Annotated in this window: 25 protein-coding genes, 1 tRNA gene and 1 pseudogene; 13 read left to right on the forward strand and 14 right to left on the reverse strand. The window is 63.7% G+C overall.

The window, feature by feature from the left end; translation table 11 throughout:
* The first annotated feature begins 2 nt into the window (after positions 1-2).
* On the forward strand, positions 3-2,006 hold the full coding sequence (locus tag ACVWW3_RS10670) for an acetyl/propionyl/methylcrotonyl-CoA carboxylase subunit alpha (RefSeq protein WP_456650081.1): 2,004 nt from the start codon (positions 3-5) through the stop codon (positions 2,004-2,006).
* A 1-nt stretch (position 2,007) separates the two neighbouring features.
* The gene (locus ACVWW3_RS10675; protein ID WP_456650080.1) at positions 2,008-2,919 is read left to right on the forward strand and encodes a hydroxymethylglutaryl-CoA lyase; all 912 of its coding nucleotides are present in this window, start codon (positions 2,008-2,010) and stop codon (positions 2,917-2,919) included.
* Between the two features lie 96 nt (positions 2,920-3,015).
* Here the strand turns inward: ACVWW3_RS10675 and ACVWW3_RS10680 are convergent, their stop codons facing one another.
* Genes ACVWW3_RS10680 through ACVWW3_RS10690 form a run of 3 tightly spaced genes read right to left on the reverse strand, consistent with a single transcriptional unit; the run spans position 3,016 to position 5,944 of the window.
* Entirely contained in the window at positions 3,016-4,374 is a 1,359-nt protein-coding gene (locus tag ACVWW3_RS10680) for a TRAP transporter large permease (RefSeq protein WP_247349081.1), read from the reverse strand.
* A complete protein-coding gene (locus ACVWW3_RS10685; protein WP_354107453.1) occupies positions 4,371-4,925 on the reverse strand; it encodes a TRAP transporter small permease in 555 nt (184 codons plus the stop codon). Before ACVWW3_RS10685 ends, ACVWW3_RS10680 begins: the two co-directional genes overlap by 4 nt.
* A complete protein-coding gene (locus ACVWW3_RS10690) occupies positions 4,922-5,944 on the reverse strand; it encodes a TRAP transporter substrate-binding protein (RefSeq protein ID WP_354107454.1) in 1,023 nt (340 codons plus the stop codon). The genes ACVWW3_RS10685 and ACVWW3_RS10690 overlap by 4 nt, the downstream gene beginning before the upstream one ends.
* 320 nt (positions 5,945-6,264) lie before the next feature.
* Here ACVWW3_RS10690 and ACVWW3_RS10695 point away from each other — a divergent pair, with 320 nt between their 5' ends.
* Positions 6,265-6,519, forward strand: a complete 255-nt coding sequence (locus ACVWW3_RS10695) for a pentapeptide MXKDX repeat protein (protein ID WP_456650079.1) — start codon at positions 6,265-6,267, stop codon at positions 6,517-6,519.
* 154 nt (positions 6,520-6,673) lie between these two features.
* Here ACVWW3_RS10695 and ACVWW3_RS10700 read toward each other — a convergent pair whose 3' ends face one another.
* The gene (locus ACVWW3_RS10700) at positions 6,674-7,021 is read right to left on the reverse strand and encodes a DUF6481 family protein (protein WP_456650078.1); all 348 of its coding nucleotides are present in this window, start codon (positions 7,019-7,021) and stop codon (positions 6,674-6,676) included.
* A 267-nt stretch (positions 7,022-7,288) separates the two neighbouring features.
* On the opposite strand from ACVWW3_RS10700, the gene ACVWW3_RS10705 reads away from it, so the two are divergent.
* From ACVWW3_RS10705 to ACVWW3_RS10715, 3 genes are all read left to right on the forward strand, one after another.
* Positions 7,289-7,522, forward strand: coding sequence for a hypothetical protein (locus ACVWW3_RS10705; protein ID WP_456650077.1), 234 nt, complete (start codon positions 7,289-7,291; stop codon positions 7,520-7,522).
* A gap of 104 nt (positions 7,523-7,626) precedes the next feature.
* Positions 7,627-7,875, forward strand: coding sequence for a hypothetical protein (locus ACVWW3_RS10710; protein WP_456650076.1), 249 nt, complete (start codon positions 7,627-7,629; stop codon positions 7,873-7,875).
* Positions 7,876-8,059: 184 nt separating this feature from the next.
* Positions 8,060-8,851, forward strand: coding sequence for a hypothetical protein (locus tag ACVWW3_RS10715; RefSeq protein WP_456650075.1), 792 nt, complete (start codon positions 8,060-8,062; stop codon positions 8,849-8,851).
* 100 nt (positions 8,852-8,951) lie between these two features.
* Here the strand turns inward: ACVWW3_RS10715 and ACVWW3_RS10720 are convergent, their stop codons facing one another.
* Complete coding sequence (locus tag ACVWW3_RS10720) at positions 8,952-9,113, reverse strand: hypothetical protein (protein WP_247349072.1); 162 nt, start codon at positions 9,111-9,113, stop codon at positions 8,952-8,954.
* A 624-nt stretch (positions 9,114-9,737) separates the two neighbouring features.
* Here ACVWW3_RS10720 and ACVWW3_RS10725 point away from each other — a divergent pair.
* On the forward strand, positions 9,738-9,956 hold the full coding sequence (locus ACVWW3_RS10725) for a hypothetical protein (RefSeq protein WP_247349068.1): 219 nt from the start codon (positions 9,738-9,740) through the stop codon (positions 9,954-9,956).
* Positions 9,957-10,082: 126 nt separating this feature from the next.
* Here the strand turns inward: ACVWW3_RS10725 and ACVWW3_RS10730 are convergent, their stop codons facing one another.
* A complete protein-coding gene (locus ACVWW3_RS10730) occupies positions 10,083-10,310 on the reverse strand; it encodes a DUF2171 domain-containing protein (protein WP_456650073.1) in 228 nt (75 codons plus the stop codon).
* A 118-nt stretch (positions 10,311-10,428) separates the two neighbouring features.
* Here ACVWW3_RS10730 and ACVWW3_RS10735 point away from each other — a divergent pair, with 118 nt between their 5' ends.
* The 3 genes from ACVWW3_RS10735 (at position 10,429) to ACVWW3_RS10745 (ending at position 13,956) form a co-directional block, all read left to right on the forward strand.
* Positions 10,429-11,682 (forward strand): hypothetical protein, encoded by a 1,254-nt coding sequence (locus ACVWW3_RS10735; RefSeq protein ID WP_456650072.1) that lies wholly within the window; start codon positions 10,429-10,431, stop codon positions 11,680-11,682.
* A 205-nt stretch (positions 11,683-11,887) separates the two neighbouring features.
* On the forward strand, positions 11,888-12,061 hold the full coding sequence (locus tag ACVWW3_RS10740) for a hypothetical protein (protein WP_456650071.1): 174 nt from the start codon (positions 11,888-11,890) through the stop codon (positions 12,059-12,061).
* A gap of 473 nt (positions 12,062-12,534) precedes the next feature.
* Positions 12,535-13,956: a DUF6056 family protein gene (locus tag ACVWW3_RS10745; RefSeq protein ID WP_456650070.1), complete on the forward strand. Its 1,422-nt coding sequence runs from the start codon at positions 12,535-12,537 to the stop codon at positions 13,954-13,956.
* A 3-nt stretch (positions 13,957-13,959) separates the two neighbouring features.
* Here ACVWW3_RS10745 and ACVWW3_RS10750 read toward each other — a convergent pair whose 3' ends face one another.
* The 3 genes from ACVWW3_RS10750 to ACVWW3_RS10760 all read right to left on the reverse strand — a co-directional run bounded on the left by ACVWW3_RS10750 (position 13,960) and on the right by ACVWW3_RS10760 (position 16,072).
* On the reverse strand, positions 13,960-15,267 hold the full coding sequence (locus tag ACVWW3_RS10750; RefSeq protein ID WP_354107464.1) for a hypothetical protein: 1,308 nt from the start codon (positions 15,265-15,267) through the stop codon (positions 13,960-13,962).
* A gap of 64 nt (positions 15,268-15,331) precedes the next feature.
* The gene (locus tag ACVWW3_RS10755; RefSeq protein WP_456650069.1) at positions 15,332-15,667 is read right to left on the reverse strand and encodes a hypothetical protein; all 336 of its coding nucleotides are present in this window, start codon (positions 15,665-15,667) and stop codon (positions 15,332-15,334) included.
* 12 nt (positions 15,668-15,679) lie between these two features.
* Complete coding sequence (locus tag ACVWW3_RS10760) at positions 15,680-16,072, reverse strand: hypothetical protein (RefSeq protein ID WP_247349058.1); 393 nt, start codon at positions 16,070-16,072, stop codon at positions 15,680-15,682.
* A 50-nt stretch (positions 16,073-16,122) separates the two neighbouring features.
* Between ACVWW3_RS10760 and ACVWW3_RS10765 the strand changes: the two genes are divergently transcribed.
* A complete protein-coding gene (locus ACVWW3_RS10765; RefSeq protein ID WP_456652027.1) occupies positions 16,123-16,944 on the forward strand; it encodes a glycoside hydrolase family 25 protein in 822 nt (273 codons plus the stop codon).
* A complete protein-coding gene (locus tag ACVWW3_RS10770; RefSeq protein WP_247349055.1) occupies positions 16,935-17,102 on the forward strand; it encodes a hypothetical protein in 168 nt (55 codons plus the stop codon). Before ACVWW3_RS10765 ends, ACVWW3_RS10770 begins: the two co-directional genes overlap by 10 nt.
* Before the next feature lie 15 nt (positions 17,103-17,117).
* On the opposite strand, the gene ACVWW3_RS10775 is transcribed toward ACVWW3_RS10770, so the two are convergent.
* The 5 genes from ACVWW3_RS10775 to ACVWW3_RS10795 all read right to left on the reverse strand — a co-directional run bounded on the left by ACVWW3_RS10775 (position 17,118) and on the right by ACVWW3_RS10795 (position 19,195).
* Complete coding sequence (locus tag ACVWW3_RS10775) at positions 17,118-17,573, reverse strand: hypothetical protein (protein WP_247349053.1); 456 nt, start codon at positions 17,571-17,573, stop codon at positions 17,118-17,120.
* Positions 17,574-17,655: 82 nt separating this feature from the next.
* Entirely contained in the window at positions 17,656-18,126 is a 471-nt protein-coding gene (locus ACVWW3_RS10780; protein WP_456650068.1) for a hypothetical protein, read from the reverse strand.
* A 23-nt stretch (positions 18,127-18,149) separates the two neighbouring features.
* Positions 18,150-18,323, reverse strand: coding sequence for a hypothetical protein (locus ACVWW3_RS10785; protein WP_247349048.1), 174 nt, complete (start codon positions 18,321-18,323; stop codon positions 18,150-18,152).
* A gap of 125 nt (positions 18,324-18,448) precedes the next feature.
* Complete coding sequence (locus ACVWW3_RS10790; RefSeq protein ID WP_247349047.1) at positions 18,449-18,703, reverse strand: hypothetical protein; 255 nt, start codon at positions 18,701-18,703, stop codon at positions 18,449-18,451.
* Between the two features lie 415 nt (positions 18,704-19,118).
* A tRNA-Arg gene (locus tag ACVWW3_RS10795) sits at positions 19,119-19,195 on the reverse strand.
* A gap of 403 nt (positions 19,196-19,598) precedes the next feature.
* On the opposite strand from ACVWW3_RS10795, the pseudogene ACVWW3_RS10800 reads away from it, so the two are divergent.
* Positions 19,599-24,804: pseudogene (locus tag ACVWW3_RS10800) on the forward strand (alpha-2-macroglobulin family protein).
* Positions 24,805-24,833 lie beyond the last annotated feature (29 nt).

A 24,833-nucleotide genomic window follows, 5' to 3' on the forward strand; every position in this document is an offset into this window, starting at 1 on the left:
CGATGGACCGCTCAAAGCTCTACCGCCGTTTTCGCACGCTCCTGATCGCCAACCGCGGCGAGATCGCCTGCCGCGTCATCCGCACCGCGCGCGCGATGGGCCTCCGCACGGTCGCGGTCTATTCCGAGGCCGACCGGGGCGCGATGCATGTCGCGCTCGCCGACGAGGCCGTGCTGCTCGGGCCCGCACGTGCCCGCGACAGCTATCTCAATGTCGAGCGGCTGATCGAGGCCGCGCGGAAGACCGGCGCGGAGGCGATACATCCCGGCTACGGCTTCCTGTCGGAGAATGCCGAGTTCGCGCGGGCTTGCTTCGATGCGGGCCTGGTCTTCGTCGGCCCGACTGCCGGGATGATGACGGCGATGGGCTCGAAATCCGGCTCCAAGGCGCTGATGGAGAAGGCCGGCGTGCCGCTGGTGCCCGGCTATCACGGCGAGGCCCAGGACGATGCAACGCTGGCGAAGGCCGCGGACAAGGTCGGTTTTCCCATCCTGGTGAAGGCCTCCGCCGGCGGCGGCGGCCGCGGCATGCGCATCGTGCGCTCGGCGGACGAGCTCGCGCCTGCGATCGTCAGCGCCAAGCGGGAAGCAAAAGCCGCGTTCGGCGACGATCGCATGCTGATCGAGAAATATGTCGATAACCCGCGGCACATCGAGGTGCAGGTGATCGGCGACAGCCACGGCAATCTGGTGTCGCTGTTCGAGCGCGAATGCACGTTGCAGCGCCGGCACCAGAAGGTGATCGAGGAAGCGCCGTCGCCGACGCTCAATCCTGCGCAGCGCGAGGCGGTGTGCGCCGCGGCGCGAAAGGCGGCGGGGGCCGTCAACTATGTCGGCGCCGGCACCATCGAGTTCGTCTCCGACGGCAAGGACGTGTTCTTCATCGAGATGAACACCCGTCTCCAGGTCGAGCATCCCGTGACCGAGCTGATCACCGGGATCGATCTGGTCGAATGGCAGCTGCGGGTCGCCTTCGGCGAGGCGCTCCCCTTGAAGCAGGACGAGATCCGCTTCAACGGCCATGCGGTCGAGGCACGCGTCTACGCGGAAAACCCGACCAAGAATTTCATGCCGTCGGTCGGAAAGCTCTCGACATGGCGGATGGCCGCCGAAACCGGCGGCTTGCGCATCGACGCCGGCTATCGCGAGGGCGATACGGTGTCGCCGTATTACGATGCCATGCTTGCAAAAATGATCGCCTGGGCGCCGACGCGGGATGTCGCGATCGAGCGGCTGAACCGCGGTCTGGAAGAGTCCGACGTCCGCGGCATCGTCACCAACATCCCGTTCCTGTCGGCCCTGATAACGCATTCAAAGGTGCGGGCGAATGCGATCGACACCGGCTTCATCGAACGCGAGCTGGCGGTTCTGACGCAAGCCTCGCCGGCACCCGGAGAGCTCGAGCTCTGCGCCGCCGTCGCCGCTGTGATCAACGACGAGCGGCAGGCTGCGCAAGGCGACGCAAATTCGCCGTGGCAGACCTTTGGCTGGATGCCGGTCGGCCGCCGCCAGCGCAACTTTGCGTTTCGCGCCGGTCATGGACCCGAACTGAAGGTTACGCTGAACTACGGCAGCGGTTCGTCGACGCTGGTGATCGGCGAGCTCGAGCTGGCGTTTGCGATTGCGCCGAAGGACGGCGGCTTCGACCTGACGCTTGACGGCGTCAAATCCTCCGTCGCCGCCGTGATTGCTGGCCATGAGCTGTATTTGCGCACGCGCAACGGGCGCTTCGACCTGCATTGGGTCGATCCGTTCGGCGGCGAGACCGAGGAGCAGGCCGGCGCGGACAAGATCGCGGCGCCGCTGCCGGGCACGGTCGTCGCCGTGCTGGCGGAGGAGGGCGCCAAGCTCGAGAAGGGCGCAGCGATCCTGACGCTGGAAGTGATGAAGATGGAGCAGACGCTGCGGGCGCCCTATGCCGGCATGCTGAAGTCGGTCAAATGCAAGGTCGGCGATATCGTCCAGGAAGGCGTCGAGCTCGCCGTGGTCGAGCCTTTGGAAGAGTGACATGAGCGATCAGGTCCGCATCATCGAAATGGGGCCGCGCGACGGCCTCCAGAACGAGAAGACGGCGGTCAGCGTCGAGGCGCGCATCGCCTTCATCGAGGCGTTGGTCGCGGCCGGGCTGACCACGGTCGAAATCGGTGCCTTCGTCTCGCCCAAGGCGATCCCGCAGATGGCAAGCTCGGATGCCGTGCTGCGCGGCGTGAACCATTTGCAGGGTGCCGAATTCCACGTGCTGGTGCCGAACGAGAAGGGCTATGACGCCGCGCGCGCGGCCGGCGCGAAAGTCGTCTCGGTGTTCGCGGCGGCCTCAGAGGGCTTTTCGCGGGCCAACATCAACTGCACGGTCGCGGAATCTATCGAGCGGTTCAAGCCGGTGCTGGCGCGCGCCAAGACTGATGGTGTGAAGGTGCGCGGCTATATTTCCTGCGTGCTAGGCTGTCCGTTCGACGGCGAGATCAAGCCGAAGGCTGTCGCCGATCTCGCCAACGCGCTTTGGGCGCTCGGTTGCTACGAAATCTCGCTCGGCGACACCATCGGGGTCGGCACGCCTGATAAGGCCAAGGAGATGTTGCGCGCGGTCGGTGCCAACATTCCTGCCGACAAGCTGGCGATGCATTTCCACGACACCTACGGCCAGGCGCTCGCCAATCTCTACGCCGGCCTGGAGCAGGGTGTCCGCGTCGTCGATGCCGCCGCCGGCGGCCTCGGCGGCTGTCCCTACGCGCCGGGCGCGACCGGTAACGTCGCGACTGAGGATGTCGTCTACATGCTCGAAGGCATGGGGATCAGGACTGGCGTGGACATGGACAAGCTGCTGGCGGCCACGAACGAGATGAGCGGCGTGCTCGGCAAGCCGCCCGTGAGCCGCGTGGCGTCCGCGCTGAACGCGAAGAAGAGGCGCGTAACCTCGTAGGGTGGGCAAAGGCGCGTAGCGCCGTGCTCACCATCTGTCTGCGATTGCATTCACGAGTGGTGGGCACGCTTCGCTTTGCCCATCCTACGGTCGAGTCTACCTGCTCCCGTCCGGCCCCATCACCAGATCCGGCAGTGCGGTCGAGATCCCCGGCACGAAGCACAACAGCAGCACTGCAAGCATCATCAGCAGCACGAAGGGCAGGGTGCCCCAGATCACCTCGCGGAGCGGGATGTCGGGCGCGACGTTGCGGATGACGAAGATGTTGAGGCCGACCGGTGGATGGATCAGCCCCATCTCCATCACGATGGTCATGACCACGCCGAACCAGATGATATCGAAATTTGCGGCGCGGAGCGGCGGCAGGATGATCGGCGCGGTCATCAGGATGATCGAGACCGGCGGCAGGAAGAAGCCGAGCACGACGACCATGACGAGGATCGCGAACAGGAGGCCCCAGCGCGGCAGGTGCATCGCGACGACGGATTCGGCAGCCGATTGCGAGATGTGCAGATAACTCATCACGTAGGAATAAAGCAGCGACATGCCGATGATCATCATCAGCATGGTCGATTCCCGGATCGTCGACTTCAGGATGGGCGCAAGGTCGCTCGGCCGCCACACACTGTAGATCGCCGCGATCAGCGCCAGTGCCAGGAGGCCGCCGAGGCCGGCGGTCTCTGACGGCGTGGCATAGCCGCCATAGAGCGCGATCATGACGCCGGTGAGGAGCAGCACGAAGGGAATCACGCGCGGCAGCACGCTGAAACGTTCGGCGAGCGTGTACTCGTCGCGGGCGAGGATCGCGGCCTCCGGTCCGCCGTTCTTGTAGATCGCTTCAGCCGCGGCATATTCCTGGCGGAAGCGGATCACGGCGTAGGTGCCGAACAGCGAGACCAGCAGCAGGCCGGGCCCGATGCCGGCGAGGAACAGCCGTCCCAGCGATTTTTCGGCGGCGACTGCAAACAGGATCATGGTGATCGAAGGCGGCAGCAGGATGCCGAGCGTGCCGCCGGCGGCGATGATGCCCGCGGCAAAACCGCCGGAATAGCCGCGCTTGCGCATCTCGGGGATGCCGGCCGAGCCGATCGCCGAGCAGGTCGCGGGCGAGGAGCCCGCCATCGCCGCGAACAGGGCGCAGGCGAACACGTTGGCGACGCCGAGGCCGCCGGGCACGCGGTGCAGCCAGGCGTGTAGGGCCGAGTAGAGATCCTGGCCGGCGCGCGACTTGCCGATCGCGGCGCCCTTCAGGATGAAGAGCGGGATCGACAGCAGCGTGATCGAGGCCATTTCCTCGTAGACGTTCTGCGTCACCGTATCGAGAGAGGCGGCGGGCATGTAGATGCCCATGAACACGACCGCGACTGCGCCGAGCGCGAACGCAATGGGCATGCCCGAGAACATCACGACAAGCGTCGCAATGCCGTAGGCGAGGCCGATACCGAAAACGCTCATGGACGCCTGGCTCCTGCGAAGGGCAGCGCAAGCTGCACGATGATCTGGACGCAGAGCAGACTCATGCCGAACGCCATCAGCGTATAGGGGATGGCCAGCGGCGGCGACCACATCGAGTTCGAGACCTGGCCGTCGACATAGGCTTCATGCGCCAGCGTCCAGGACTTCCAGGCGAAGAAGGCGCAGAACAGGAACGTCACGGCATCGACCAGCCAGAGCCTGATCCTGTTCGCCAGCGGTGAGAGCAGGCCGACGAAGGCCTCGATGCCGATGTGACCGCGGTTCTGCTGCACATAGGCGGCCGTCATGAAGGTGGCGCCGACCAGCAGGAACACCGCAGCCTCGTCCTGCCAGTAATTGGCGGCCTTGAACAGAGCGCGGCTGAGCACGCTGTAGCTCAGGATGGCGCAGGCCGCGATCAGTGCGACCGCGGCGAACACGACGATGATGTTGTTGAGGACGGCGAGACCGCGATCGATCGCCGCCGCAAGGCCGGTCCTTGCGGCAGCGTTTGCCTGGTCGTCACGATCCGGAAGCGGACCGTGGCTCATGCAGCGACGTCGGTAGCGAGCTTGAGCAGGTTGGCAGCGGTCGCGGTCTTGGCGCCGTAGTCCTTCCAGGCGGTATCGCGGGCGATGTCGCGCCACTTGCCGACGGTCGCGGCATCGAGCACCGAGACCTTGGCGCCGGCCTTCTCGTAGACCTTGGCGACCTCGACATCGTCGTCCTGCGCGCCCTTGCGGCCGAAGGCTTCGAGCTCGGTGCCGACCGCGAGCAGGACGTCCTGCTGGTTCTTCGGCAGCTTGTCGAAGATCGCCTTCGACATCATCAGCGGCTCAAGCATGAACCAGTAGGACGCGCCTGCGCCCGAGGTCAGCGACTTCGCGACCTCTTCGAGGCGGAACGAGATCAGGCTGGTGGATGAGGTGATGCCGGCATCGCAGGCGCCGGTCTGCATCGCCGCGTAAATTTCGTTCGAAGGCACCGACAGCACCGAGGCGCCGGCGGTCTGCAGCACCATGTCCATCTCGCGTGAGCCGCCGCGCACCTTCAGGCCCTTGGCATCCTCAGGCGACACGATCGGCCTGGAGCGGCTGGCAACGCCGCCGGCCTGCCAGACCCAGCTGAGCAGGATGATGCCCTTGTCGGCGAGGAAGTCGGTCAGTGCCTTGCCGACTGGCTCCTTCTTCCAGCGCATGCCTTGGTCGTAGGTGGTGACGAGGCCCGGCATCAGGCCGATATTGGTCTCCGGCAATTCGCCGCCGGCGTAGGGCATCGGATAGAGGCTGATGTCGAGCGCGCCCTTGCGCATCGCGGAGAACTGCGCGTTGGTCTTGATCAGCGAGGAGTTCGGATAGATCTCGGCGGCGATGTCGCCATTGCTGCGCTTGGCGACTTCGGCGGCGAACATGCGGCAGAGCCGGTCGCGGAAATCGCCCTTGTCGACGGTGCCGCCCGGGAATTGATGCGAGATCTTCAGCGTGGTCGCGGCATGCGCGGTACCGGTGCCGAAACGGAGAATGGCGGGTGCGGCGACGGCGGTCGCGATCAGGTGGCGGCGTGTGAGCATGGTGTGATCCCCTTGAACTGTTTCTTGGATGGTTCTTGTTTGCTGTGATTTTCAGTTGGTCTTTGAGACTGCGCTGAGGCCCATCCTAGCCGGTCTTTCAGGCAATGTTCTCTCATCTGATAGTTCGAGACCCAATGCCGCGGCAAGTGCCGGGTATGTTGCGTTGCACACTTTCAATCCTCGTGTGTACGCCGAACGAAGGGCGGCGACGGCGCGCAGAAATTTATCAGCGTCCGCGTAACAAGGCCCCGTGGCAATCCGTCGAGATCAGATAGCGGCGTCCGTCGCTGACAAGCATCATCTCGAAGGGAAGACCAGTCATGACCATTCGTACCCGCATCGCGCTCGGCGTCTCGGCGGCCGTTCTCTTGCTCGGCCTCGCGATGTCGCCGGCCGCCTTTGCTCAAGACAAGATGGGCAAGGATGACGGCATGATGAAGAAGGACACGATGTCCAAGGACGGCATGAAGAAGGATACCATGTCCAAGGACGATGGAATGAAGAAGGATACGATGTCGAAGGACACGATGTCGAAGGACGGGATGAAAAAAGACGACGGGATGAAGAAAAACTGATCTTCGGTCGTCATCGGGCGTTTGCGGAAAGGCAAACGCGCGCCCAAAAATCCCAGGATAGTAAAATTCCGGGGCGGTCACGTGGACCGCCCCGGATTATACTTCAGCTCAAATTCAAATGAACGTGACTTTGCGAAACGTGACTTTGCGAACGTTACTTACGCTTGGCCTTGCGGGCGGCGTAGCGAGCGTCGCGCCTGGCCTTTTGCTCGGCCTCGGCTTCAGCCGCCTTCGCGACGGCTTCTTCGGCTTCGCGGGCGATCCGCGCGGCTTCGAGCACCGAGGCTTCTTCCTCGTGACGCTTCTGCTCGGCCTTCTCCGCCTCGCGCGCAGCCTTCGCATCGGCCCGCTTGGCCGCGAGGGCCTCGCGCTCGGCACGCTTCGCCGCGACCGCGGGATCGTCGATCCCGGGCTGCGACTTGAATTTGTTCAAAAGATTTTTGCGTGCTTCCTGCGCGGCCTTTTGCCGGTCGGAGAAGCCTGGTTCCCTGAATCCACTCATCGACGAGCCTTGTCTTCCTCGCTTCCGATCCTACATCACTTCGGTTGGTACGTCGGCTGGGCATAGCAGGCGCCACGCGACGCAGAAGCCTTTACATCGCCGCGCGTCGCGACGCCACCGATAAATTGCAGCCGATCAGGCAGACGAAATATCGCCACCCCCGACGATGCCTCGTAGCCCGGAAAAACTGCCGAATTGTGATGTCCCTCATAGGGGGCCACGCGGAGCGACGCCTAGCGTCCGCCCGATACGCGACGGAGCACGGGTATGAGGATCTTCCGACTGAGCCTGAAGGCGCTCGCGATTGCCGTGACGGTGGCAGCCCTGGTCGGTGCAACGCTACTCCTCGGCCGTCCGCAGCCGATCGAAAGTGCTGTTCTGGGCGCGGATTGGGAATGCACCCAGACCGCGTTTGTGCTCACGAGCTGCGCGCGGGTCCAGCACGCGATCCCGGCGGTCGAAACCTCGCGCAAGTATGCGATCCGGCCGACCCGGGGCTGAACTGGCGAGGCTGAACCGGCGAGGCTGAACTGAGAAGGCCGCGCGGGATGTGACGCCACGTCGCAGAGCTGATAAAGCCCGCGTGCCCGAGCGACCAGGTAGCCATGTCCAGCCCCGAGCCCAAGCCCGAACTTAAGCCTGAACTCCAGCCCGAACCGGGTGGGAAGCCCAAAACCCGGCCCAAGCCTCGACCCGGTGACAGCCGCCGCGGCGCCGTCGCCGGCTTGATCATCGCGATTGTGATCCTCGGAATCGGCTGGTGGCTTGCCCGCGATCTCACCTCCGCCAGCAAGATGCAGGATTGCCTGATGTCCGGGCGCAGCAACTGCAATGTGATCGAGCCGACGCGTTAGAAGCACTCCAGCGCGACCCGCGCGAACGAAAAATGCCGTGATCTTAATCATTTGTAACGGGACTTAGCCGACCGAAGCAGGTCAGTTATGTCAGCCGGCATCAGCTCAACGCGAGGCGAATCGTCTATCGCGCCAGGCACCACGGCCGTTAACGGCAATCGAGAGAGTAGGGGGTCAAGCACGCATGAGTGCGTCCAGCCGCATGAAGATCATCATTCCCTTGGTTTCGGCCATGTCGTTGCTCGCCGTCTCGGCGCAGGCTCAAGACGCCCGGCCGCCAAGAGACTCCGCCCAGCCATCGGCCGGGCCGGGCGCCGGTGCGCCGCCGCAGAACTCGCGCAAGGGTCCGCCGCCGCAGCAGGCGGCACGGCCCGGGCCACAGCCCGGTGGCCAGCCTCACGCCGGCGGTCCTGGTCATGCAGGTCCAGGCCTTCCAGGTCCTGGCCCGCGCAATGCCGGCGGTCCGCCGCCCGGACGAAGTTACGCCAGGGGTCCCGCACCGGCGCGCGATTGGGGCGGACACGCCTATCGCGGCAATGTCGCCTGGGATGGCGGACGCTGGCGCCATGAAGTCCATAACGGCCGCTCCGGCTGGTGGTGGGATGTCGGCGGCGTCTGGTACTATTATCCGCAGCGGATGGCCGGCCCGCCGGGCTACATTTCGGAGGACTATTACGACGACGTGCCGGTAGCCTATGCCCCGCCGCCCGTCGCCTATGAACCGCCGCCGCCTCCGCCACCGGCCGATCCCGGCGCAAGTGCGCTTGGCGGCGCCATCGTCGGCGGCGTGCTGGGCGGCCTGATCTCGGGCAACGCCTCGGGTGCGGCCGCAGGCGCCGTGATTGGCGGCGCCACCGGCGCGATCGCCGGCGCCACGGCTGCCTCGCGTCCCGGCTACTATCTGGCCCAGGGCAACTGCTATTACCGCTATCCGAGCGGCCAATATGTGCAGGCCGATCCCCGCGCCTGTTACTGAGACCCCAAGCGAGATCTGAAACGAAGAGGCGGGCAAAAAGCCCGCCTCTTTTTCGGTTTGGCGCTGGCCGAGAATTGAGAGAGACTGATCGTCCCCCGGGTCAGGATACCAGCCAGTTGAAGAACGCGATCGCGGCCCAGACCAGACCTGCGATCCAGGCCAGCATCACGATGCCGATGGTCGCAAGATATGCGATGCCGAGCGGGTCGGATCTTTCGCGTTGCGTCGGGGCGGCAACTTCGGCTGCGGCTTCTTGTGTCATGACGGGAAACACCTCCCATGCCTTCTCGCTCTCCTGGGAGCGATGAAGGCTGTTTAGCGGAGACGCCGGGCGCAGGCTGTGACGCACTTCACAGTTCGGTCTGTGTGGAGCGGCCTCTCGGCTTCGCGCGGCATATCCCTGGGGTGGGTGGTAACCCCGCAATCATCCGGACGAAATTGCCATGCGTTTGTCCAGATCGTCCGGCTAGTCTGAGCCCCATGTGTACCACGTACGATCCACAGCACGAAGCCGAGGCGGCGATGAAGCGCGCCGTGGCAGCCGACGGCCCCGACCGGCAGCGCCTCATCGAGCTGGCCCTGGCCTGGCATCAACTCGCCCGCGACCGGCGCGAGGATTGGACGGCCTGAGCGGACGCTCTCACGAGAAAAGCCCGTGTGCATACGAAAAACCCCGCGCTCGGGGGGACAAGCACGGGGCTCTCCAGGGCCGATCGGGGCTGGCAGATCGGCACCATTCAATATTCAACACGCTATTCAACACGCTGATCGCAGGTTCGTTCCGCGTCCCTCAATTCCATCCTCTCGGGATCATGAAGGGCGGCCGGGAGGGAGCCGATTGCGATTTGCCGTAGGAACGTCCGTTCCCCGCCGACGTTGAGCGGCCATGACCGATCCCGAATTACGCGCACAGTCCTTCGAGATTGCCTGGAAATATCTCGACCACTCCGGCCTGCTCACCGGTGAGCACAGGGAGGCGGCCCAGTTCATCCTGAACAGGATCGACCGCATGATGCTCCGCGGAGAACGGCGAAGATTGCTACTGTCAAACGCCGCGATCGATGCCTACCGGTTGCGGCCCGTGCTCGTGACGTTCGACGCCTGAGGCGAGCCGACGAAACGCGGCGTTAAGACTCGTTCCGAAGGCGATTTCCTGATCGCGATTCGTTTCGGAGAACGAAGCAGAGCGAGACCGTGAACAAACAAGAAGCCCCCGAAGGGGTTCATTGTATCAGGCCGCTTCCGACTTCGGCACCGCGTCGGCATTCACCCAAAGCTTGACGACATCGCCTTCAACGGCACCGACATATTTCGTGTCGATGTAATGATGATGGTCCTTGTGACCCTCCGGGCTGTCCTTCCGCGTCAGCTTGATGCGGTTGCCCTCGACGCGATCGACGGTGCCGACATGGGCGCCGTCCTTGCCGATGATTTTCATGTGCTCTCTGATTTCGCTCATGTTGTTCTCCTTATGCAGCATTAACAGCGAAGACCGGTCTTCGTTGCAAAGCGGCAGTCGTGGTAGGACCCAGCGCGCCTCCGAAACGTTGAACGGCAGTTGCACTTTTCGGGTCCGCATGGAGAGCATTGAGGCCTATCTGGAACGGAAGCACAGGGAGATCAGGCTGTTGAACGATTGCCTGAGTCATCCGGTGCATCTCGCATGTCCGCGATCTGTCGACGACGTCATCAAGTCCAAATTCCGGGTCACGGCGGCGTTGCGGGCAGAGCACGAGTTGCAACAGTGGAAGGCCACGGAGACGGCTTGGTCGCACGCGGCGCCTCCCACCAGCGGCCCATTCACGTTCAGCTACGACTACCAGCGCGCCGACCTTAAAGTACGCGGTCCGTCATTTTATCAATGCGGCCGCACCGAACAGGCGATCTACACTGCCTCGGGCATGGCCGCAATCTCGGCTCTGCTGCTGGCCTCGACGCGGGTCATTGGCAAGGCCGATATTCTGGTGATGCCGGGCTGCTACGGCGAGACGATCGAGTTGATCGAACGCTTCGTTCCGCATTTGCGGCTTGTCACCTTGAAGCTGCCGCTCGGCGATGCGTTGGCGCGGGCGGGCTCGCGGCGGATTCTGCTGCTGGATTCATGCGTCCCGGCCGGCGCGTTCGAAGCGGCGCTTCGCGTTGATCCATCCGCGCTCGATCTGCTGGTTTTCGATACGACATGTTTTGCCGGCGGATCGGGCCGCATCAGGCGCGTGCTCGGTTGGGCCCGGCGATACGGAATCCCCGTCGTGATGGTGCGAAGCCATACCAAGCTGGATTCGCTCGGGGCGGAATATGGCCGGCTCGGTTCTGCGGTTTTCGTCACACCAGGCGAGGGCGCGAACGCGTCGTTCTGCGCGCGCCTGACGCGGGAAACGAGCGAGGCCGTGCGCCTGCTCGGCGGCGCGGCGCTCCCGGCGCACTTTCCGCCCTATGTGGGCACCGCCGCCTATTGGCGGCTGACAAGACAACGCATCGCCGCGGTGCTGCGCAACGGCCGACGCATGCGCCGATACTTTGCCTCCGAATTGGCGCAGCTTTCAGCGGAGCTCCACTTCACCCACGGTCTCTATGTCACGCTGCGCGGCCAGCGTCCGCTCGACCAGGCCAGCGCGCAGCAAGCCGCCGAAGACATGAGCCGGGACCTGAGCGGGAAGGGATTTCCGATCCGCCACGCCGGCAGCTTCGGTTTTGATTTCGCCGCGACGGAGTGGTTTCACAACGCGACCACGGGTGAGTACAGCGTGCGGGTGGCGGTGCCCGATTTGCCGACGGAGCTGTGGGATGAGCTTGGCGCGGCCATCGCCGCGTGGTGGGCGTCGAGTCAATGACGGCTTGAAGATGAGTGAAAGAAGGGTGTCAGGTACGGCTGAGTTCGTTACTCTGGACCAATGACCGACCGGTCGGCCGATTTATTGCCCGCGCCTGAATCAATCGGTCGCCAAGCATGCTTCCAAGGCCGGCTTCTGGTGGCCGCGACCCGCCCATGCCTGGACGGCGAAGGCGAGCTGATACTGACTCACCGCCGTGCCCGCGATGGAAGCCCGCGCCGTCTCGATTCGTCTTGTGATACCGCTGGAGCTCACGACGCCTGCGTCGATTGCCAAATACGACATTGCGATTACAGCCACCGCAGATGCGATCGCCATTCTCGTCCACTCGGATAGCGGCATCGGAGTCCTTATCGAGCTCAATTCGCCCGGCGCGTAGATAAGGCTGATCTGGCCGGTTGAAAGTTCGGGGCGACGATTCCCACGCATTCGTGAAGGACGATGGATCGGCAGCTGCGCCGCATTGCGCTGCTTGGCGGGCGCTGTCGCCGATGTCCCGGGTCTTGGAGACTGGCGATCCCGGCAGGGGCTCCAGAAAACTGGAAATCAATGAGTTACGAGGAAGTGGGTCACATGGGCCCTCCATAGAATTCAAAGCGGTTTTTTGCGCGTGTGCCCCACTTTCACGCATCGTTCTGCCCTCCCGGCGTGAAGGCGAGGAGGTTCGTGGCGCCGCCGGCCATCGCCGCCCATGGCTGGCTCCGATGGCGGGAATGGACTGGGGCTCTACCCCCAGACAGCAAAAAGCCGCCCAGGCGGGCGGCTGCCTGATTGAACGCGTAGTGGTTGTGGTGATAGAAACCCGGCCGACGACACATCCATCAGATCGATGCATGGCGCCCGGGGAAACACATGTTCAAGGACCGCGCGCTGCGCCTGCTGCCATTCCTGGCTGCCGTGGCGCCTATCGTCATCCTGTTTTGCCTGGCCACCATCGCACTCTACGGGGCACCGGAAACGGATGACTTCTGCCTGGCAAACCACTTCAACGCCGACGGCCTGATCGGCACGCTCGAAATCTACTATCGGACATTGATGGGACGGCTTGTTCCGCTCGCCCTCATCACCGTTCCGGCGATGCTCGCAAAGGCATTCAACCTCGACTACTTCGTCATGTATCCTTCGATCCTGATCGCCGGCATCGTTACTTTTATCGCGTCTATCACGCTTGCGATCGGGCGCCTGTGGCCTGGCATTGCCGTCCCGGAGAGGGTCCTTGTCGGGACGACGCTTGCGGCAACGATCGCGGTCCTCGCCATAAGCCTGCGGGAGATGTTCTATTGGGTCTCCGGCAGCGCTCCGTATATGGTCCCCGCAGTCATCGTCACGATCGTCCTCGTCGAGATGGTGAGATCGGCAGCGAACGAAACCCTGCTATCGCCGGCCGCGATTGCCCTGCTCAGCCTGCTCTGCTTTCTTGGCGCCCTCTGCAACGAGTTCACGCCGCTGTGGCTCATCGCCTTCATCACGGCGTCACTGCTGTTTCGAAAAGCCTGCCATCATCCCACCCCACAGGCCAGAAGCCACCTTGCGATGGTGGCCGCCACTGTGGCCGGCCTTGCAATCCTGCTGCTCTCGCCAGGTAACGCGCTGCGGATGGAAGCCTATCCAGCCGGTCAAAAGCTCGCCGAGTCCTTCATGATGGCGGCCTATTACCTCTGGCTTGATCTGTGGTGGCTATACGACGAAGCCGCGGCGCGGGCGTGGGTCCTGTTCCTTGTTATCTTCTCGCTCCTCGTCGTGCCTGCGCGCCGCGCGCCGACGAAACCAACACTGCTACTTGCCGCGGGGCTCATCGTCCTGATCCTCGGTTGCGCCTATGCTGCTTACTTTGTCGCATATTTCGCCACCGGCGAGGATCTGGCGACGCGCGGGCGCAACGAGGTGATTGTCCTTCTCCTGGTCGGGCTCGGCTGCGTCGTTGCGACATCTGCCCGGCTTCTCCCCCGAGGCGCAGCGCCTGGCAAGCGGAACGGCACCGTCCAGGTTATCGCGTTGCTAGCCTGCGCCGCGGCTTCCACGCTTCTCTTCCGAGGTCGCGCACTGGTCGCCGTCAACGCGGAGAGCTCGCAATTCGCGACGTTCCAACAGGAGACCATGGAGCGGCACACGCTGCTCCGGACAACAGCAGAAAAATCCGTCGTCGTCCCCGAGCGCTCCGTCAAGCCCCTCGTCCTGATGTCTGCTGATCTCACCGCTGACCCGAGCCGCATGCCAAACGATTGCATTGCCGCTTTTTACGGGAAGAGAGCCGTCGTCGTTCGCGCCCGTTAAACCCTACGAGCAGACACCTGCGTTGGGACAAGTGAGAGCCTTGAGAACATTGACGGTGGTATTGTTGGTCCCGCCTTGGAGATTGCTAATTGTGTTGGTGCAGCCGCCTATGGGTATCTGGCTCATGAGAGCGTTCAACGGGTTGTTGCCGTTGTCGATCTGAACCACCGAAGTGCAAGCAGGAGCTGGTGCTCCGGTGGATGCATTGTTTGCATTGGTGATGGTGATCAGGTCGCCATTGCCCGTACCGGATGGCGTATTGATCTCGATACAAACGGCCATGTTCTCGCAGCGGCTATTCTCGATCCTTGGGAAGCCGCCATTGAGAAGAAATCCGGGGCCGGTTTGGTATGTGCCGCCGCTCGATGGGCCACCGAGAACGATGTCACGAAGCGCCAGAATGGTGCTGCCGAAGTTGACCCCGGAGCCCGTCGTGTTCCCCATCCAAACCATTGGCAATGTCGATAGCGCCGTGCAGCTTAGCTTATCGATAGAGGCGCGGCTCGCGCCGCCATAGCCTTTTTCGAAATGCACACAGCCTCGGGTGCCGGCGTAAATGTAAACGTTGTCTATGCCGCCGGAGTCCTGTGTGTTGTTGGAATAGACCATATAGGCGCTGCTCGATGCGACGGAGGTTCGAGCGGCAAGCTGAAGATTGCGGAGGACTGTGCCGAAGCACGCGGTATGCCAGTTGACGTCGCACAGGGCGAAGAAGTGAGACGTGCTGGTGAACGTGTCGCACATCCGAATAGCCGAGCGTGGTGATCGAGGTGAACGCCGACGGATTGAGCGTCGCGGCGATCGCGCGTGATGGCAGCACCGGATTGATGCCGCACTGCCAGCCAGTGCCTGACACCCACTGAGTAAATTGTAGAGCGCCGAGCAGGAGGCAATTGCGAGATCGCTGGTCGTGATGCCGTCGAGCGACCCCTTGAGCGTGTTCGCCGCGCCGGGCGCCAGCTTGGTGTTGGTGACGTTGCCGTTAAGAATCTTGCTGGTGGTGACGGCGTTCGGCTGGATCGTGGCGACGCCGGTCGACGTGTTGACCGTGACGTCGCCGCTCTGGGTGAAACCGCCGAACGTGGCCGCCCCGGCCTTGTACTGCTGCTGGCCAACACTGCCACCGGGCGCCGCGGTCGTGACCGCACCTTGCACGAACGCCGTCGACGCGGCCTGGTTGGTGCTGGTGCCGGGCGGTGCCGTCGGCACGATGCAGTTCGGGTTCGGTGATCCGCAGCCCTGTGCCTGGGCGGCGGACGGGATTGCCAGCGCAAGCAGGGCTGCGACCAGCAGCGATTTCAATTTCGACATTCAGGACGACTCCAAAAATGCGAAGTCGTCGCGCGAGAGCCGGCGTAGCCGCGCCGGCGTGAGGTCAGAGCAGTTCGAGAATTTCCAGCGGGGTGTTGGCGCCGGAGGAAATCACGTTCCAGCCGGCGTTGAAGTTGATCAGCTTGCCGTCGCCGATAAAGGGCTGCTGTCCCTGTGACAGGATCGGAATGCCGCGCCCGACGATGGCGGCCTGGTTCGCTGGCACGACGTAGAGCGTGTCCACGGCGCTGCCGTTGATGAAGATGATGCCGTGGCGCGCGGCGTTGGCGCCGATCGCGATGATTGACGCACCACTGACCAGGACGCTCGTTCCCTGCGGCGAGGCGATCTGCACGCTGAGGTTCTGCTGGATGGTAGGCAGGATTCCGTTGGCACTCATCTGTTGTCTTTCCTAGATGTTGTCGGTCCAGCCGTAGCAGGCCGTCGTGGTCGAGCCGAACGAGCCCTGAGTCTCGACGAAAATCTGGCCACTCTCCAACGTCAGTTCCGCGGACTGATTGATGGTCGAGGTCGTGGTGGCGTTCGTGTTGCCCATCGCCACGTTCTTGGCATAGGCGATGATCTCCTCGAAGTTCTCCTTCGGCTTCGATCCGAACACCTTCATCAGCGCGTAATGATCGGCCGACTTGTTGACCGAGTTGAGCCATGCGTCGGTCGGGTTGTGACGGCCGAACTCCTTGTTGTAGGCTAGCCAGTCGTCGGCGCTCTTCCAGTGCAGCGTGCGTTCCTGCGAGACATGGCGGGCGACGTTGGTGAACATCGGCTCGCCGGAGACGGTCTCCATCTCAAGGTGATCGCCCGTGACGAAGCCGCCAGACCCCGCGCGTCGTCGACATCTCGCATCACAACATCGTCAAGGATTTCGGCCTGGTCGCCGCGGCCGGCGTCTGGGGTGTGATCCACAAGGCCACCCAGGGCCGCGCCTACCGCGACCCCGATTATGCCACCCGGCGCAAGGCGGCGACCAACGCCGGGCTGCTGTGGGGCGCCTATCACTTCGCTACGGGCGATGCGGTCGAGCTCCAGATCGAGAACTTCATCAAGACCGCGCAGCCCGACGAGCGCACGCTGATGGTGCTCGACTTCGAGGACAACAGGCCCTCGAACATGAGCCCGCAGCAGGCGGTCGAATTCCTGCGCCAGCTCGAGGCCCGGCTGGGTCGCCGTGGAGCGATCTATTCCGGCAACCGGCTCAAGGAGAGCCTGGCCGCGCTCGGCCCCCAAGGACCGCGCCTACGTGACTTCGCACAGGCTCTGGCTGTGCCAGTACGGCCCGACCCCGCGGCTGCCGACGGGCTTCGAGAACTGGTGGCTGTGGCAGTACACGGGCGACGGCATCGGCCCCTTGCCTCACAACGTTCCCGGCATCGTCGCCGGCAATGGCGGCATCGACCTCAACGCCTTCGACGGCACGGTCGACGAGCTCGCCGCGAGCTGGGCGTGAGCGAGGTGCTCTTCCTGCCGCCGAACGATGCACTGATCGCATCGTTCTGCGGCATGATCTATCACCCGCTGGCGCTGGTGAAGTTCGATCATTTCGACGCCGGCGAGGACGACGGCGTGTGCTGGGCGCTGAAGCGGCTGCCCGGCTTCGACGTCGTGGTGCTGCGCGGCTCGGTGAGGCGCGCAACGACCGCACGCTCATCGTGTCGGTGATTGGTTGTGGATTGCTGGGCGCGGCGTTCGGAGCATTGACAGCCTCAGGCCCGATCATGATGATTGTCGCTGCGGCCTTCTACGGCCTGATCGGATTGCTGCTTGGCGCCCCGATCAGCTTCGTCATCAATATGACCCGTCACGTCGGCCGACGCTGAGACACCGGTCGCCAATCATTTCGGCGGCAAGCACCTGTTCAGCCGCGCATCCTGATTTGAGTGTACGAACCTGCAGATTCCGAGAATTTTCTCTTCGAAGACCTGATCGGAAGTTGGGGCGACATTGCTCTCTAACATCAGGCCTAGCGGCGTACCTCGGCTACATTCCGCTGAATGTCGTTCGCGATAGACGAAGTCGCTACATAGCTGCGCGCTGGCGGCAACCTCTTTGAAAGCCTTTTCGCGCATGTCCTGGTCCATCGCCTTGTACCGAATTGCATCCGTGACGGCCTGTGCGTGGATCGCTCGAATTTCCTCATCCGTCATGAGCGATACTCGATGCGCTCGCATACTTCTCAAATCCGGCTCGGCCCGGTCATCGCGTTTGACCCAATAGAAGGTGCCGCCGCAGATTGTAGCTGCGAGCACGACCGCTACGAGGATGGCGAGTGTGTTGCCTGTAAGTCTCATGTGTTGGACCGCTTCGCTTCAATGCAAGTCTGTCCCTTGGTCCTTGCTGGCGCGAGACGACGCGCGCTCGCGGACGACCCCGCTACAGGTCTACCCACCAGTCCTCTTCCAAGCCTAAGGTATTGGCGATGCGCTGGCCAAGTTGGCGGGCAACTGCTTCGTCATAGGCTGGTCTCGGCAAAGGGCTTTTTCTAATCGGGTTGGATATCCAGTTTCCAAGGTTGATCTGTCCGTCTTTTATGAATTTTGCAAACGATCGGATTTGGCAAAGCTCCAGCATCAGCCGATTGAGAGAGACGCCGTAGATTTCACGCGACGACAGGTAAACTCGCATGCAATCCGCGAGAGTTGCCTTTCCATCGCTCGGCCCAAAGCCAGTCCACGCGCAATCGTCAGATCCGATCTCCCGACGGGCGCGCGCCCAGAGCGTGCGTTTACCGCTCGCGATGACAAAACGGTCGTCTGACCGCTCGAACGCCTCTGGATTGGAAACACGCCCGCTATCTGCTGCCCAGTACCACTGCGGCGCGTCATCGAAAGTTGGATCACTCATTTCGCAATGCCCTTCTTGCTGCCCTAGGAGATGCCCAACAACCGCTTCAGCGTGGCGCGGTCTTTCTCAGTGGGCGACACCTCGAGGGCGTTGTGGCCGCCGAATCTGATGAAGACTTGGAGGTCGCTCCCAGCAAGATCGAGTTCGCGAGCGATCTCGTCATAGACGTGTAGTTGGTGGTCGGTCGGATCGTCCAAGATACGACGATGCACGTGCTGGATGATCCGCCGTGCCGTCTCGTTGTGTTCGATGACCTTTCGGCTTTTTTTGGATCGGAGCCTCGGTAGTCCTTCAGCCGTGGTTGCAGAGGAAGGCCGGGCATTTAGAAGGCCGTGCCGCGGGCGTTCATCTGCCGGCAGTAGTTTCCGATCTCGGCTTCGAACCAACCCTCGGCTTCCGTTTGCGCGCCGATCTCAGAGCGGAAGTTCAAATACAAGCTGCGGTGGTTGGCTTCGAGCCATTGTTTGAAATCAGAAAAGCTCGGATACCATCCCGGCTTGGGTCGGTAGTCGGTTTCGCGCATCCACTCTAACGCGAGCCGCCGAATCCCGTCCTCGGCTTCCTTCCTCTTCAACATGTTTCGCAGCCTTGAGCCGCGGGCGGCAAGTCGCGCCCCGATCTGACTATCAGCTGCCGGCTTGTCCGGCTTCCAAGCCAGGCCTTTTCAAAAAAACGGCGCACATCGCTCTGCATCAGGGGCTTCTCCTTTCCGCGTGATTCGGTCCCGCGAATGGGATGCCAGTCTCGCGCTGTGTAGTGGAGCGCTGGTTCGTTTATCCCGGTTGTTCACAGGTCCGGCGCAGAGGCTGTATTCCACCTGATTGCGAACGAAACAAGAAGGCCTGTGTTGCGTCCGTGTTGCGCGGAGCGATTTGTAAGAATGCGTAAGCCGTTGATTTCCATGAAAGCGATTGGCACTGCCTCGCAACACGAAAATCGGCTCAGAACGAAAGCGGTTCAGGTCGAAGCCATTGAGTTGTAAGGCTAAAAGCTGGCGATCCCGGCAGGAATCGAACCTGCAACCCTCAGAGTAGAAATCTGATGCTCTATCCAGTTGAGCTACGGGACCGTTTTTAGCCGCCCTGGTTTGGGGCCAGCTGTTCATCTACCATGCCATTATGAAAAATATCGTCTTTAGCCAAGCCTGAACCGAACCGTTTTCCTCGAAGCCGCGACAAAGCGGAACGGTGGGGTGTCAGGGGGCCGGGTTGAGCGGCAGCGGACTGGACGATGGATCACATCGCCGGGAACGCTGACCAGCTTCCGGGACACGGCCGCCGGTCGACTGGTCCGGTATTGCTGCGCCATCAGGACGGCGTGCGCGGCGGTATCTCGATCAGTCTCCTCTGGGCTTGCCTAGTCATGGCGAATACGACGATTTGCACCTTTGGTTCCATCGCCTTGAGTCCGTCACCTTTCCGCGCATTTCATGCGACAAGCGGCGTTCGTCCGCGATTTCCGGGAGTCCATCCATGATCGGTCTTGTTCGCGCCGTCACACTCTGCGCCACGCTGGCGTTCGGCCTTAGCGTAGCGCAGGCCGCCGACAAGGCCTTCAAGCGCGACGATCTCGCCGATTCCGCGATCAAGCTGGAGGCGCAGATCAAGGGCGAGGCGGGGCCGGTCGCCAAGACCGGCGCGAGCTTGCGCACCGACGCCGATGCTGCCTTCCGGCGCAACGACTATCGCACCGGCCTGTTGGTGCTCGGCCAGATCGCGGCGACCGCGCCGGAGGATGCCGGCAACTGGCTGCGCCTGGCAAAAGTCATCTTCCAGATCACGCCGAAGAGCTCGAGCGAGCAGACCTTCCTGCTGGAGCGCGCCTCGACCGCCGCCTACATCGCCTATCAGCGCACCGGTAATCCGGGCGAGGAGGCCGACGCGCTCGCCGTGCTCGGCAAGTCGCTGTCCGAACGAAAACTATGGCGGCCGTCGTTGGATGCGCTGCGGCTGTCGCTCGACATGCGCGAGGTCGCCGACGTCCGCGGCCAGTATGAGAAGATGCGCGACGAGCACGGTTTTCGGCTGCTCGACTACACCGTGGACTCGGACTCGGCGAGCCCGCGCGCCTGCTTCCAGTTCTCGGAGGAACTGGCGAAGCGAACCGATTTTGCGCCGTACCTCGCGCTGGCGGGCCAGGACAAGCCGGCACTGTCGGCCGAGGGCAAGCAGCTCTGCGTCGACGGGCTGAAGCACGGCGAACGCTGCAACATCAATCTGCGCGCCGGCCTGCCGTCCACCGTGAAGGAGGGCCTGCCGAAATCGGCCGAGTTCAACGTCTATGTGCGCGACCGCAAACCGTTCGTGCGCTTCAACAGCCGCGCCTATGTGCTGCCGAGGACCGGCCAGCGCGGCATTCCCGTGGTCAGCGTCAACACGCCCGCGGTCAATATCAACGTGTTCCGGATCGGCGACCGCAATCTGATCAACACGGTGGTGGACAGCGACTTCCAGAAGACGCTGTCCAAGTATCAGCTCAGCGACCTCGGCGGTGAGCGCGGCGTCAAAGTCTGGACCGGCGAGCTCGCGATCGCGATGACGCTGAACCAGGACGTCACCACCGCGTTCCCGGTCGATCAGGCGCTCGGCGAACTCCAGCCCGGCGTCTACGTGATGACGGCCGCGGCCAAGGGGCCGGGCTCGGACGACGACTACCAACTCGCAACCCAATGGTTCATCGTTTCCGACCTCGGCGTCGCAGCCTATTCCGGCAATGACGGCATCCACGTGTTCGTGAATTCGCTGGCGTCCACCGACCCGGTCGGCAAAGCCGAGGTGCGGTTGGTCGCGCGCAACAACGAGATTTTGGCGACGCGCAAGACCGACGACAGCGGCCATGTGCTGTTCGAGGCCGGGCTTGCGCGCGGCGAGGGCGGCCTGTCGCCGGCGATGCTGACGGTCACGGGCGAGAAGGCCGACTATGCCTTCCTCAGCCTGAAGACCTCCGCATTCGACCTGTCCGACCGCGGCGTTTCGGGCCGCGCGGTGCCTGCGGGCGCCGACGCCTTCGTCTATGCCGAGCGCGGCGTCTACCGCTCCAGCGAGACCGTCTATCTCACCGCTCTGCTCCGCGACGGGCAGGGCAATGCGGTCACCGGCGGGCCGATGACCCTGGTGATCGAGCGCCCTGATGGCGTCGAATTCCGCCCGCGCTGTGCTGTCCGACCAGGGCGCCGGCGGCAGCACGCTGGCCGTGCCGCTCAACTCGGCCGTGCCGACCGGGACCTGGCGGGTGCGCGCCTTCACCGACCCGAAGGGCTCCTCGGTCGGCGAGACCACCTTCATGGTCGAGGACTACGTTCCCGACAGAATCGAATTCGACTTGTCTGCCAAGGACAAGTTGATCAAAGCTAACGCTCCAGTGGAGCTTAAGGCGGACGGTCATTTCCTCTATGGCGCGCCGGCCTCGGGTCTGGCGCTCGAAGGCGACATGCTGGTCGCGCCCGCGTCCGAACGTCCGGGCTTTGCCGGCTACCAGTTCGGCGTCGCCGACGAAGAGACCACCTCGAACGAGCGCACGCCGCTGGAGAACCTGCCCGAGGCCGACGCCAACGGCGTTGCAACCTTCCCGGTCACGCTGGGCAAGCAGCCGGCCTCGACGCGTCCCCAGGAAGCGCAGATCTTCGTCCGCATGGTCGAGACCGGCGGCCGCGCCGTCGAGCGTAAGATCGTGCTGGCGGTCGCACCCGTGGCCGCCATGATCGGCATCAAGCCGCTGTTTGGCGAGAAGAACGTCGCGGAGGGCGACAAGGCCGAGTTCGAAGTCGTGTTCGTCTCGCCCGAGGGCGAGAGGCTTCGCCGCGACGGCCTGCGCTACGAGCTCCTGAAGATGGAGTCGCGCTACCAATGGTATCGCCAGAGCAATTATTGGGAATACGAGCCGGTCAAGTCGACGTCGCGCGTCGCGGACGGTGACGTCACCGTTGCCGCCGACAAGCCGTCGCGGATTTCGCTGACGCCGCAGCCGGGCCGCTACCGGTTGGATGTGAAGTCGAATGACGCTGACGGCCCGGTGACCTCGGTGCAGTTCGACGTCGGCTGGTATTCCGACGGCAGCGCCGACACGCCGGACCTGCTGGAGACCTCGATCGACAAGCCGCAATACGCTTCGGGCGACACCATGACCGTGTCGGTCAACGTCCGCAGCGCCGGCAAGCTGACCGTCAACGTGCTCGGCGATCGCCTGCTGACGACGCAGACCATCGACGTCAAGGAGGGCACCGCGCAGGTGAAGCTCCCGGTCGGCAAGGACTGGGGCACCGGCGCCTATGTGGTGGCGACGCTGCGCCGTCCGCTCGATGCGGCCGCGCAACGCATGCCGGGCCGCGCGATCGGCCTGAAATGGTTCGGCATCGACAAGCAGACCCGCACGCTCCAGGTGAAGCTGACGCCGCCGGCGCTGATCCGGCCGAATGCGATGCTGAAGATCCCGGTCAAGCTCGACGGGCTCAATCCGGGTGAGGACGCCAAGATCGTCATCGCCGCGGTCGATGTCGGCATCCTCAATCTCACCAATTACAAGTCACCGGCGCCGGACGATTATTATCTCGGCCAGCGCCGCCTGAGCGCAGAGATCCGCGATCTCTATGGGCAACTCATCGACGGCATGTCGGGCACGCGCGGACAGATCAAGTCCGGCGGCGACGCCGGTTCCGCCGAGCTCCAGGGCTCGCCGCCCGCGCAAAAGCCGCTCGCGCTCTATTCGGGCATCGTCACCGTTGCCGCCGACGGCACAGCGGAAGTGAGCTTCGACATTCCGGAGTTCGCCGGCACCGCGCGCGTGATGGCGGTGGCGTGGACCGCGACCAAGCTGGGCCGCGCCAACATCGACATCGTGATCCGCGACCCTGTCGTGCTGACCACGACCCTGCCGCGCTTCCTGCTCAACGGCGACCACGGCACGGTCAATCTCGAGATCGACAATGTCGAAGGGCAGGCCGGCGACTACGTCATCGACGTCAAGACGGGCGGCCCGGTGAAGACGACCGGCAATCCCGCAACCACGGTGAAGCTCGCCGCCAAGCAGCGCAATTCGTTCACGCTCGCTGTCGACGCGACCGCGGCGGGGCAGGCGACGCTCGACGTCGACATCAAGGGACCGAATGGCCTGGCGCTGGCGCGCCACTATGCGCTCGACGTCAAGGCGGCGACCCAGGTGCTGGCGCGGCGCTCGATCCGGACGCTGGCGAAGGGCGAGAGCCTGACGCTGACCTCGGACATGTTCGCCGATCTCGTGCCGGGCACCGGCAGCGTCTCGGTCTCGGCGAGCCTGTCGACCGCGCTCGATGCGGCGACGATCCTCAAAGCGCTCGACCGCTATCCCTATGGCTGCTCGGAGCAGATCACCAGTCGCGCCATGCCGCTGCTCTATGTCAACGAGCTCGCTACGGGCGCGCATCTGGCCATGGACACCGAGGTCGACCAGCGCATCCGCGACGCCATCGAACGGCTGCTGGCGCGCCAAGGCTCGAACGGTTCGTTCGGCCTGTGGTCGGCCGGCGGCGACGACGCCTGGCTCGACGCCTACGTGACGGACTTCCTGACCCGGGCCCGCGAAAAGGGCTTTGTGGTGCCGGATCTCCTGTTCAAGACCGCACTCGACCGCATTCGCAATTCGGTCGTCAACGGCAACGAGCCGGAGAAGGATGGCGGCCGCGACCTCGCTTACGGTCTCTACGTGCTCGCGCGCAACGGTGCAGCGCCGATCGGCGATCTTCGCTATCTCGCCGACACCAAGCTCTCCAACCTCGCGACGCCAATCGCGAAGTCGCAGCTCGCGGCCGCGCTCGCGCTGGTCGGCGACCGCAACCGCGCAGAACGGGTCTATGGCGCAGCCCTCGACAGCCTTGCGCCCAAGCCCGTGCTGGAATTCGGCCGCACCGATTACGGCTCGCAGCTCCGCGATGCCGCAGCGCTGGTGTCGTTTGCCAGCGAAGGCAACGCGCCGAAGGCGACGCTGACGCAGGCGGTGACGAGAGTCGAGAGTGCGCGCGGGCTGACGCCCTACACCTCCACGCAGGAGAATGCGTGGCTGGTGCTGGCGGCGCGCGCGCTCGCAAAGGAGAACCTGTCGATGGAGGTCGATGGCCAGCCGGTCAAGACCGCGCTCTATCGCAGCTACAAGGCCACGACACTGGAAGGCAAGCCGTTGAAGATTACCAACACCGGTGACGCGCCGGTGCAGGCCGTGATCTCGGTGTCGGGCTCGCCGGTGACGCCCGAGCCTGCGGCATCGAACGGCTTCAAGATCGAGCGCAACTTCTACACGCTCGACGGCAAGCCGGCCGATATCAGCAAGGTCAAGCAGAACGACCGCTTCGCCGTGGTGCTGAAGATCACCGAGGCGAAGCCCGAGTACGGCCACATCATGGTGTCCGACTATCTGCCGGCCGGCCTCGAGATCGACAATCCAAAACTGGTGTCGTCGGGCGACAGCGGCACGCTGGGCTGGATCGAGGACGGCCAGGAGCCCGAGGATACCGAGTTCCGCGACGACCGCTTCACGGCGGCCGTCGACCGGGCCTCGGATTCCAAGGCGGTCTTCACGGTGGCCTATGTCGTGCGTGTGGTTTCGCCCGGCAAATACGTGCTGCCGCAGGCCTATGTCGAGGATATGTACAATCCCTCGCGCTACGGCCGCACCGGGACAGGCACCGTCGAGGTGCGGGCGGCGAAGTGAGTGATGGCGAGATGAGTGATGTGGTGAGA

This window comes from Bradyrhizobium sp. LM2.9, from assembly GCF_054056555.1.